The sequence below is a fragment of the Methylobacterium isbiliense genome (genome assembly GCF_022179325.1).
In the GTDB taxonomy this organism is placed as follows: Bacteria; Pseudomonadota; Alphaproteobacteria; order Rhizobiales; family Beijerinckiaceae; genus Methylobacterium; species Methylobacterium isbiliense.
This window is the reverse complement of record NZ_BPQQ01000063.1, coordinates 1-8,481: the sequence shown is the minus strand read 5'-3', so window position 1 is coordinate 8,481 and position 8,481 is coordinate 1. Positions and strand designations below refer to the sequence as shown.

The 8,481-nt window shown below is 61.7% G+C and carries 10 protein-coding genes and 1 pseudogene; 3 read left to right on the top strand and 8 right to left on the bottom strand.

The window, feature by feature from the left end:
- The first annotated feature begins 135 nt into the window (after positions 1-135).
- Positions 136-795: a nucleotide-binding protein gene (locus MFF61_RS24325; protein WP_238240143.1), complete on the top strand. Its 660-nt coding sequence runs from the start codon at positions 136-138 to the stop codon at positions 793-795.
- Positions 796-1,117: 322 nt separating this feature from the next.
- Here MFF61_RS24325 and MFF61_RS24320 read toward each other — a convergent pair whose 3' ends face one another.
- The 5 genes and pseudogenes from MFF61_RS24320 to MFF61_RS24300 all read right to left on the bottom strand — a co-directional run bounded on the left by MFF61_RS24320 (position 1,118) and on the right by MFF61_RS24300 (position 3,805).
- A complete protein-coding gene (locus MFF61_RS24320) occupies positions 1,118-1,861 on the bottom strand; it encodes a DDE-type integrase/transposase/recombinase (RefSeq protein ID WP_373324791.1) in 744 nt (247 codons plus the stop codon).
- Complete coding sequence (locus tag MFF61_RS34070) at positions 1,858-2,025, bottom strand: transposase (RefSeq protein ID WP_373324790.1); 168 nt, start codon at positions 2,023-2,025, stop codon at positions 1,858-1,860. The genes MFF61_RS24320 and MFF61_RS34070 overlap by 4 nt, the downstream gene beginning before the upstream one ends.
- Positions 2,026-2,042: 17 nt before the next feature.
- The gene (locus MFF61_RS24310; protein ID WP_238240142.1) at positions 2,043-2,279 is read right to left on the bottom strand and encodes a hypothetical protein; all 237 of its coding nucleotides are present in this window, start codon (positions 2,277-2,279) and stop codon (positions 2,043-2,045) included.
- A 577-nt stretch (positions 2,280-2,856) separates the two neighbouring features.
- Positions 2,857-3,012 (bottom strand): annotated as a pseudogene (locus MFF61_RS24305) (IS3-like element ISMtsp5 family transposase); the annotation flags it as partial.
- 4 nt (positions 3,013-3,016) lie between these two features.
- Positions 3,017-3,805 (bottom strand): EAL domain-containing protein, encoded by a 789-nt coding sequence (locus MFF61_RS24300; RefSeq protein WP_444543596.1) that lies wholly within the window; start codon positions 3,803-3,805, stop codon positions 3,017-3,019.
- A 208-nt stretch (positions 3,806-4,013) separates the two neighbouring features.
- On the opposite strand from MFF61_RS24300, the gene MFF61_RS24295 reads away from it, so the two are divergent.
- Positions 4,014-4,202, top strand: a complete 189-nt coding sequence (locus MFF61_RS24295; protein ID WP_238240135.1) for a hypothetical protein — start codon at positions 4,014-4,016, stop codon at positions 4,200-4,202.
- 11 nt (positions 4,203-4,213) lie between these two features.
- Here the strand turns inward: MFF61_RS24295 and MFF61_RS24290 are convergent, their stop codons facing one another.
- The 3 genes from MFF61_RS24290 to MFF61_RS24280 form a co-directional block, all read right to left on the bottom strand.
- Positions 4,214-5,557, bottom strand: coding sequence for a globin-coupled sensor protein (locus MFF61_RS24290; RefSeq protein ID WP_238240133.1), 1,344 nt, complete (start codon positions 5,555-5,557; stop codon positions 4,214-4,216).
- 26 nt (positions 5,558-5,583) lie between these two features.
- Positions 5,584-5,889, bottom strand: coding sequence for a hypothetical protein (locus MFF61_RS24285; protein WP_238240132.1), 306 nt, complete (start codon positions 5,887-5,889; stop codon positions 5,584-5,586).
- 285 nt (positions 5,890-6,174) lie between these two features.
- Positions 6,175-6,651: a PAS domain-containing protein gene (locus MFF61_RS24280; RefSeq protein ID WP_238240131.1), complete on the bottom strand. Its 477-nt coding sequence runs from the start codon at positions 6,649-6,651 to the stop codon at positions 6,175-6,177.
- Between the two features lie 288 nt (positions 6,652-6,939).
- On the opposite strand from MFF61_RS24280, the gene MFF61_RS24275 reads away from it, so the two are divergent.
- Positions 6,940-7,818: a helix-turn-helix domain-containing protein gene (locus MFF61_RS24275; RefSeq protein WP_238240130.1), complete on the top strand. Its 879-nt coding sequence runs from the start codon at positions 6,940-6,942 to the stop codon at positions 7,816-7,818.
- The last annotated feature ends 663 nt before the right edge of the window (positions 7,819-8,481 follow it).

The following is an 8,481-nucleotide window of genomic DNA, read 5'->3' as shown; positions in this document are numbered from 1 at the left end:
TTGCCCATCCGGCCGTTAAGACCGATGCCCAAAGGGGTTTTTGCCCCAATGGGCAGAGGAGTTCATGGTTTGTTGACCATTTAGCTTTATTCCCGCTCGGGTGCATGGGCACTCGCTCGACAGGGGAGAGGGGCAATGGCCGTCGTGAGTGTTTGCTCCACGAAGGGCGGTGTCGGGAAGACGACACTCGTGATCTGCCTAGCGGACGCTTACGCGCGCCAAGGCGGTAGCATCGCGATTATCGACGCCGATCCGAACGGCCACGTGGCAAGCTGGCGGGAGAGGGCAGGTGAGGACTGTACCGTCGACGTGATCGCAGGCGTGACCGAGAAGGCAATCCTCGATCGCATCTCTGACGCGGCCTCCCGCTACTCTGTGGTCCTGGTGGATCTGGAAGGCGCAGCCTCTCAGGCCGTCACCTACGCCATTGCCGAGAGCGACCTCGTCCTGATCCCCAGCAAGGTCTCTGGCATGGATCTGCAGGAGGTGTTCCGCACCTACGAGGTGGTACAGCGCGCCGAGAAGATGCTGCGGCGGGAAATCCCCGCGCGCGTGGTTCTCACTCAGATGTCACCGCTTCAAAGCCGCGTGGCGGCTCACGCCCGGCAGGAAATTCAGAGCGCCGCCATTCCCGTCCTGAAGACAGAGGTCATCCAGCGCGCCGCCTACCAGTCCATCCACTTCACCGGCACCACCCCCGCCCATCCTGACGGAGATCCCAAGGCCAAGCAGGAGGTCGCAGGAGTGCTGGACGAGCTTCTCGCGGTTCTGGCCACTCAGCAGCAGGCGGCGTGACCACGATGACGAAGGCGACCTTTCAACCTGCTCCACGGCCCCGTCCTTTCACGAGCCCTTTGGAGGCAGAGCAGCTCGCGGCTGCAACAGGGGACCTGGGCTTCACCAGAGCCTCGACCGCGCCGGAGACACGCGAACAGGCCCCGTTACGTGAGCCGCCACCCGCAAAGGTCCAAGCCCCCAAATCCCCCATTGCCCCAAGCAAGGGAGCCGCTCTGAAGTTCGAGGTTCCGGACGAAGTGTGGACTGCCCTGAGGCAGGAAGCACTGAACCGGCGCGTGACCGTGAAGTACCTCGTCCTCGAGGCGCTTGCTGCGAAGGGCTACAATGTCGATCTTTCGGCCGTTCCTGAGGACGGGCGGCGCATACGCTGACTGGCGTTGCCCCCATCAGACCGGACACGGGGCTGGTCGCATCTGAGCACGGATGAACTCGCGGGGCGAGCGCATGCCGAGCCCCCGGTGGGATGGTTTTCGGTGTAGTCGGTGATCCAGGCGCCGATCCGAGCCAGAAGGGTGTCGGCGTCGGGGCGGGGCTGCACGCGGGCATAGTCGCGCTTGAGCGTCTTCACGAACGCGTCGCTCACCCCGTTGCCCTCGGGCGAGCGCACCGGCGTGAAGCAGGGCACGAGGCCGAGGGCTGCCGCGAAGGACAGCGTCTCGGCGGCCGTGTAGGCAGAGCCGTTGTCGGCCAGCCACTGCACGGGATGGGTTGTGCGCAGGTCACCGAAGCGCGCCTCGACGCAGGCCAGCATGAGATCGCACACCATCTGGCCGCTGACCCCGCCCGTCGAAGCCACCCAGGCGATCACCTCGCGGTCATGGGTGTCGATGGCGAAGGCCACCCGCACCACCTCGCCGTTCCAGCAGCCGATCTCCAGCGCGTCCGAGGACCAGCGCTGGTTCGAGGCCGGGGCCATCACGCGACCCTCGTGGGCGCGCACGGGCCGCTCGCCCGTATAGCGCTGCAGGAGCAGGCTGTCTCGCTTCATCAGGCGGAACACTCGCGTGTGGTTCAGCGCGGGTTCGCCGGTGGCGCGCCGCGTCCGGTTCAGGATCGCCGTCACCCGAATAGCAGGCTCGGCGAGAGGCCGTGCATCCGCGCCACCGCCGAGACGGTCATACCGGGCTGCATCGTCTCCTCGACGAAGCGCACCTTCTCGTGGGCGGTGTAGCGCCTGCGGCGCTCGCGCCCGGTGATGATCTCGATCCGCTGCGTGTCGTTCGACACACCCCGCCGCCGTGATCTCAGAAGCCGCTCAAGTTGGGTGGGCCAGGCAGTCCTTTTCGCTGTGACCAGATCAGATTGCCTGCGCGGTCCATCAGCATGACCACCCCTTTGAACCGGGAGAGCAGCGCATCGGCGCGAGCAGTGGCGATCATCACGGCGGTCTGCTCATTGGTCGCGTCAAACTCCTCGTGATCGGTCAGAACACCACGATCATCGTGAGCTCGCCAGAGAAGCCAGAGTTTGAAGAGAGTCATCAGAGCAAATCAGCGCCTGCCACTGCAGTGCACGCGCGGGCACACCGCTGGCAACAGTCTGCGTTAGATTTTTAGTCAAATCCCCAGCTTTATCGAGTACACGCACATATGAACCGTGAGCTGGCTAGGTTGAGTTGCAAACAACGAATTCGCCATCTAAAGGTGATCGAAACCACCATGTTGCAACCTTTAGTTCTCATGCGCTGGACTTGGATCCGTCCGACAAAGCATTTGCTAACTTGAATTGATAGTTGTAAGTTGCAATCTGCAAACACGGAGACCGGCATGCTTGCAGAATTGTTCGGCATGGCTGGAGTAGTAAGTGCTGCAGCTGCAAGTTTGTCGATCATTGTTTACCTACATATTTAAAATAACAGACACTAAAACTCTCTTTGCTCGCCGAAAATGCTTTGCCTATGTTGACTAACATCAATTCTACACCACATGTTTTGTTTTAAGACTGGGCGCGGCGTATCCTCGCACGGTTTGCAGGGCTGAGCGCGCAGGCGGACCAGCAAGGTAATCCGGGGTTGGTGCAATTGTACCGCCTGCGGATTTTGAGACACCGACCTGAAATCTACGCGGCCATTGCCGCGGATGAAAGCTGTGCGTTGCGAATAGCGGCCGGTGGCCGGAACCCATGCCGCTCGATCAGCCACGTCTTATTGTAGACCTTGCGGAATGCCAGCAGGGCTTGGCGGAGATCCTCGACCGTGTCGAAGCGCTCCACCCACACCTCAAGCTGCTCGCGGCGGCGCAGCTTCAGCTGCGGGCCAGCCTCCCAAAGAAGAAACAGCTGGTAAAGCCGCCAAAGCCGGCTTGGCAAACAGGTAGCCCTGAAACAGATCGATACCCGCTGCCCGCAATGCCATCAGTTCGGCTTCGGTCTCCACTCCTTCAGCCAGAACCGTCACGTTGAGTTCTCTCGCCATCGTAGTTACGCAGGCGATGATCGTTTGGCGGGCTGCCGAGTACGCAACACCGCGGACCAGCTCCATGTCGAGCTTGATCAGGTCAGGCTGGAAGCTGGCAAGCAGGTTCAAACCTGCATACCCTGCACCGAAATCATCAAGGGCGGTCAGGAAGCCTTGCCTGCGGTACTCAGCGATGATCCGCTGCACATGGCTAACATCGATCATGCGCTCGTTCTCGGTGAATTCGAACATGATCTGCTGATGGGAAAAGCCAACACGGCGTGCCGCCTCTAGGGTCGCACGGATACAGGCAGCTGGCTCGTAGACGGCATTGGGCATGAAGTTGATAGACAGCCTGGTCTCGGTATCCGGGAACAAGGCTCCGGCGAGTTCGATCGCGCGTACCCGGCAGGCCTGATCGAACCTGTAGCGGTTGCTCTCGTCGACCTGCCCGAGAACCCACCCCGCGCCCTCGCCTGCTTCACCCCGAACCAGGGCCTCATAACCCCAGACCCTGTTGCGGGAGACGTCGAGGATTGGCTGGAAGGCCATGGTGAAGCCGAACGGCAGTGGCCCCCCATCCCTGCAGCCCTGACATCCAGTTTTGCTCATCGTCATAGCCTCTGCGTTGCTCGGCAAAGGTACTGGCTAGGAGTAAAAGCTTTCGCAAAATTCTTGGCTGTGGTGTACGATCATCGTCGTCTGTCGGAAGCCTTGGATTGGACAGCCAGCATTGATCTCGCTGCCAGCAGGCCCTTTGAGCCGCGTCGTCGTTGAGTACTCAGGCTGTGGCGGAGATCCAGCGCACCTTAACCGTTGAGTGATCAACCTGCTCGACCGCCTGAGCGATTGCCTCCATGCTGCCGGCCAAGTGTTGGCACTGCGCGAGGCGGTCTGCATCGAAGCAGACATCTCGTACGTCACCGCCGAGCCGCCACGACAGGCTTGGCAGAATGAGGGCTTGGGTATGAGCCGCTTGGGCATGAGCCAGAACGCCGAGGGTTGTTGAACGGCCGCTGCTCAGGCGGCCCGGCTCCGCTGGATCAGGGTGTCGACGGCCTGCCGCAGGGCCGCGGCCTGCTGGCCGAGCGTATGCGTCACCTGCAGTACGTCACTGGCGGCATTGCCTGCCGCCTGAGCCGCACCGCTCACACCCGTGATTGTTTCCGCTACCCCTTGCGTGCCGGCTGCCGCGCGCAGCACGTTGCTGGCGATCTCCTGGGTTGAGGCCCGCTGCTGCTCCACCGCAGCCGCCATGGCCGCCGCGATCTGGTCGAGTTCTTTGACCATGCCGGCAATCTGCTGGATCGCCTGCACAGCTTCATGGGTCGCGCCCTGCATGGCCGTGACCTGCTGGGAGATCTCCTCGGTTGCCCGTCCCGTCTGGCCGGCAAGCGCCTTCACCTCCGCGGCGACCACCGCAAAGCCTCGGCCTGCCTCCCCGGCGCGGGCGGCCTCGATCGTGGCGTTCAGGGCCAACAGGTTGGTCTGACCGGCGATGCCGTTGATCAGGTCCACAACTGCGCCGATCCGGCCGGCTGATACCGACAGGCTCTGGACCGTCGCGTCCGTTCGCTGGGCAGCGCCGTTGGCACCACCCGCGATGGCGGCCGCGCGGGTGACTTGCGCGGACACCTCACTGATGGACGCCGAGAGTTCCTCGGCTGCTGCGGCCACGCTCTCGACGGTGCTGGACGCTTCGCCGGATGACCGGGCCGCCGTCGCGGCGAGAGCCGAGGTCTGCTCGACCGAACTGGCCATCAGGTGAGCGCGGTTCTCCACAGCGCTTGCGCCCGCGTCGACGGCGTCGACGACTGTCTGGACCTTGTTCTGGAACGCCTCCAACTCTGTCAGCGTGCGCTGCTGCCGCTCCTGCTCTACGGAGGTGTAGGTCTCCAGCAGCACTTCGAGATCGAACCAGGCAGCCTTGTTGAGGGCGGTGGCGAGTGCGTGCTGCTGTGCCTGCCGGCGAGCCACCCAGGCCTGCAGCCTGCGTGGTGCTGCCTCATTCAGTCCCAGATGCCGCATAATCGCTTGCGAGACGGTGAAGTGGCAGATCGCCACCGCATGTCCGGGGATGCCATGCTCGTAGAAGGCCGTTGCGAGTTGCCGGGCTGACGCCTCAAAGTCTTCGCCGAACGCGCCGGACGCCACGCGCAGCCAGTGTGCCACGCGCCGGGTGTGAACGACTGGGGTCCTGAGAGCCTGTTGGATCTCGGGCCAGCTCGTGAACTCGGCATGGAGGTGCTCGAGCAGGTGTGGCAGGTCCCTCTGCAAGACGGCTCGCTGTGCCTGCAGCAGGGCGATATCGACGGGCGTGAGGTCAAACGCCTTGAAGCGGACCTCCTGGGCGGTGTCGTTCATGATCGGACAAGCCTTGTAGGAAGAGATCAAAGAGCGGCGTGCTGGACGGACATGATCTGGATCAGGTTCTGAATACCGACCGCGAGTGCCTCAGTGCGGCGGTCCAGACCGATTTTCCGCAGATTTGGATCGGTCCCGCAGGTGTCCAGGGTAGCCTGATCGAAAGCTATTGCTGCGTCAGGCAACTCCCGGCGGACTGCCTCAAGCTGGGAAGCCAGTTCCTTCAGCTTCGCGATGTCGCTGGCGAGTTCACGTCGGCGCAGGATATCCAAGCGTTGTCTGATAGGGGCAGGAAACAGGACGACGTTTGCCTGCAAAGCCGTGGCTGGCATGCGTGTTCTCTCCCGCAGGTTCGACCAGAGCGCGTCACAACTTCCGGCCAGGTGATCACGTTCATGGCAGTGGAGGCCGCCGAGAGATCGCGTCTGCTGAATAAAAGGAGGATCGTTTGGCGGTGACGAGGGTGTAACTCATTCGTCGTGTCTGGGTATAGCGCCTAAACCTTTAATTTCCTGTTAATATTGTGCGATATCGTATGTTAATGGCTTGGCAGATTACCCGAACCCTCTTGCCTGCAGGTCCGCAAATCCCGGCTATGCAAAAGTGTACCGGCTCGATCAGGATTTGAACAAGTTAATTCTCGGCAGGAAATTCGTTAACACATCATGACTTACCGCGACCGGCTCAAAGCGCCCCGTGCCACTGGCTGCCGGCCGGCCGCGACGGCGCACCACCTCCCGCTCGAACGCGATGAAGTTCACTACCCGCCCAGACGCATCGATGAGAGGCCGGCAGTCGATCTCGGCCACGTAGCGGGATCCATCCGCCCGATAGTTCGTCAAAAAGCCGTGGAACCGCTCGCCGGCTCGCAGTGCCGCTGCGAACTGGTCAAGCACGGTACGGCGGGTCTCACTGCCTTGCATGAAACGCGGTGTCAGGCCGATCACATCGCAGGTCGCACGGCCGACGAGGCGTCCGAAGGCGTCATTGGCATAGAGGATCGTGGGACCTGGCCGCTCGACCAGCGCGTCCGTGATCACGACAGCGATCGGCGCCTGATCCAGGACTGAACGAAGCAGATCGATGAGCAACATGCGAGTGGAGCACGGTGGGCAGCAGACAGGGTGTTACGCACTCTCTACGTAGCAGAATGCTGTCCTGCCACCGCAGAAGTTGCATGCCCGCCCACACATTTGGTGCAGACCGGGCGCCGCAAGCTGTGCAAGGTACTGCATCTCGGCGCCCCAGCCCTCATTCTCGCCTGTAAGCCGACATCGGCACCGGCCGCATGGCTTTGGTGGCCTAGCTTGTTGCGCGCGATGGATTTAAATCCTGCATGGGGCGCGATCAGGGCAGAATGCGGCCATTAGGGGAGCCGTGGTATGGCCAGCATCATCCACTCCACCAGCAGTTGGCACGGGTATGGGGATCCGCCCGAGATCCTGCAGCAATACGAAGAGCCTGGCTGGCAATTTCTCGATCTCAGGTACAGCCCAGGTGGCTCATGGGATGTGGTGACGTCCTGTCTGCACGTTGGGTTCCACCTCGACCCACACCGGCTGCGATCCGGTTCTGCAAAGTCGCCATTCCTGTCGACTGCGCCCAGTGCAGCCATCAGTGCTCCAGGGGATCACTTGGTCGGTGGTTGGGAAGGGACGACGCGAGGTCGGCACGTGATGATCTCTGCCGGCTTCGTGGCAGCGGCAATCGAGCGAGAGATGAGCGCGGAAGCCATTATCACGCGGTCCTTTGCCAGCCAGCGCGATCCCGATGAGACGGACACGATCGTTCAGAACCTGCTCAATGCACTCTCGATCAATCTGAGCTGTGGCAATCCCAGCGGTTCTGTGTTCATGCAGAGCGTGTTGGTCGCGATCATCCATCACGTCCTGCATCCAGGGCGCATCACAGGTCAGGCCAGTAGTCTACGGAGCAGGTTGTCCGACAGACAGCTCAGCATGGTGCTTGAGCTGATCGACGCACAGCTGCCTGAGCGGCCGAGCCTGAACGATCTCGCCGAATCACTGAATGTGAGTACAGGGTATTTCTGTCGTGCGTTTCGTGCATCGACAGGCTTGCCTCCGCACCAGTTCATCATCAGGCGCCGTGTCGACCGGGCGCGTTCCCTCATTGAAAGCGGCACCCTATCGCTTAGTGACATCGCCCGCACAGTTGGCTTCAAAGACCACAGTCAGATGTCGGCGACATTTAGAAAAGTTCTTGGAGTTTCGCCGTCGTATTTTCGTCGTAGTCGCGTCTGATTGGATTTATAAATTTCTTTACTGGACTATTATAGACCGAACTGCATCTAGGAATGCGTGGTGGGTGATCATGTTTAGGAACGGACTGGTGAGCCCGCCGAACAGCCTCCCCGCTCGCTCTGGCCGCGAACTGGCGTGTCTTTAAAACGACGGCAAACCTCACATCCGATCCGAGGCGAACACGCAGCGCTTCAACCCGGCGGCCCTGGTGTGTGGAAACCCTGTATGGAAATCAGGTGCCTGGAAAACGGTCGCCAGCGCTCAGGGGCAGACACATCGGCTGGTTGCCTCATTGGGGTATACCCGGACGGGACGGAGGTGTGAGACACCTTCACCGTCTCAAGCGGGTTGTTTTCGGATTGTGGGACGTCACGTCGCGGTGGTCTGGAACCAAACGAGACGCCTCACGGCCCGCAGTGCAGGCCTCGGCCGGCGGTCATGTTGCGAACTCCGACACCGCCACGCCCTGAGATCGCCTCGGCTTAGCTTGGCGGCAACGCCATAGGCACACCTCAGGACATCAGCTGTCAGCTCGCGCAGGGATAGAGCCGTCCGCCGCGCCTCAACAGGAGCCGCGGTTGGCATGGCGCCAGAACCGCGAAGAGCCCGGCTGATGCCGGGCTCTTCGTGTAGTTCCGCAGAGGTCGTGTCCCCAGGCATGGT

Coding starts and splice junctions, on each gene's coding strand:
- MFF61_RS24275 (WP_238240130.1), top strand. CDS start 6,940: ATGGCCAGCATCATCCACTCCACCAGCAGTTGGCACGGGTATGGGGAT.
- MFF61_RS24280 (WP_238240131.1), bottom strand. CDS start 6,651: ATGTTGCTCATCGATCTGCTTCGTTCAGTCCTGGATCAGGCGCCGATC.
- MFF61_RS24300 (WP_444543596.1), bottom strand. CDS start 3,805: ATGAGCAAAACTGGATGTCAGGGCTGCAGGGATGGGGGGCCACTGCCG.
- MFF61_RS24285 (WP_238240132.1), bottom strand. CDS start 5,889: ATGCCAGCCACGGCTTTGCAGGCAAACGTCGTCCTGTTTCCTGCCCCT.
- MFF61_RS24310 (WP_238240142.1), bottom strand. CDS start 2,279: ATGACTCTCTTCAAACTCTGGCTTCTCTGGCGAGCTCACGATGATCGT.
- MFF61_RS24290 (WP_238240133.1), bottom strand. CDS start 5,557: ATGAACGACACCGCCCAGGAGGTCCGCTTCAAGGCGTTTGACCTCACG.
- MFF61_RS24325 (WP_238240143.1), top strand. CDS start 136: ATGGCCGTCGTGAGTGTTTGCTCCACGAAGGGCGGTGTCGGGAAGACG.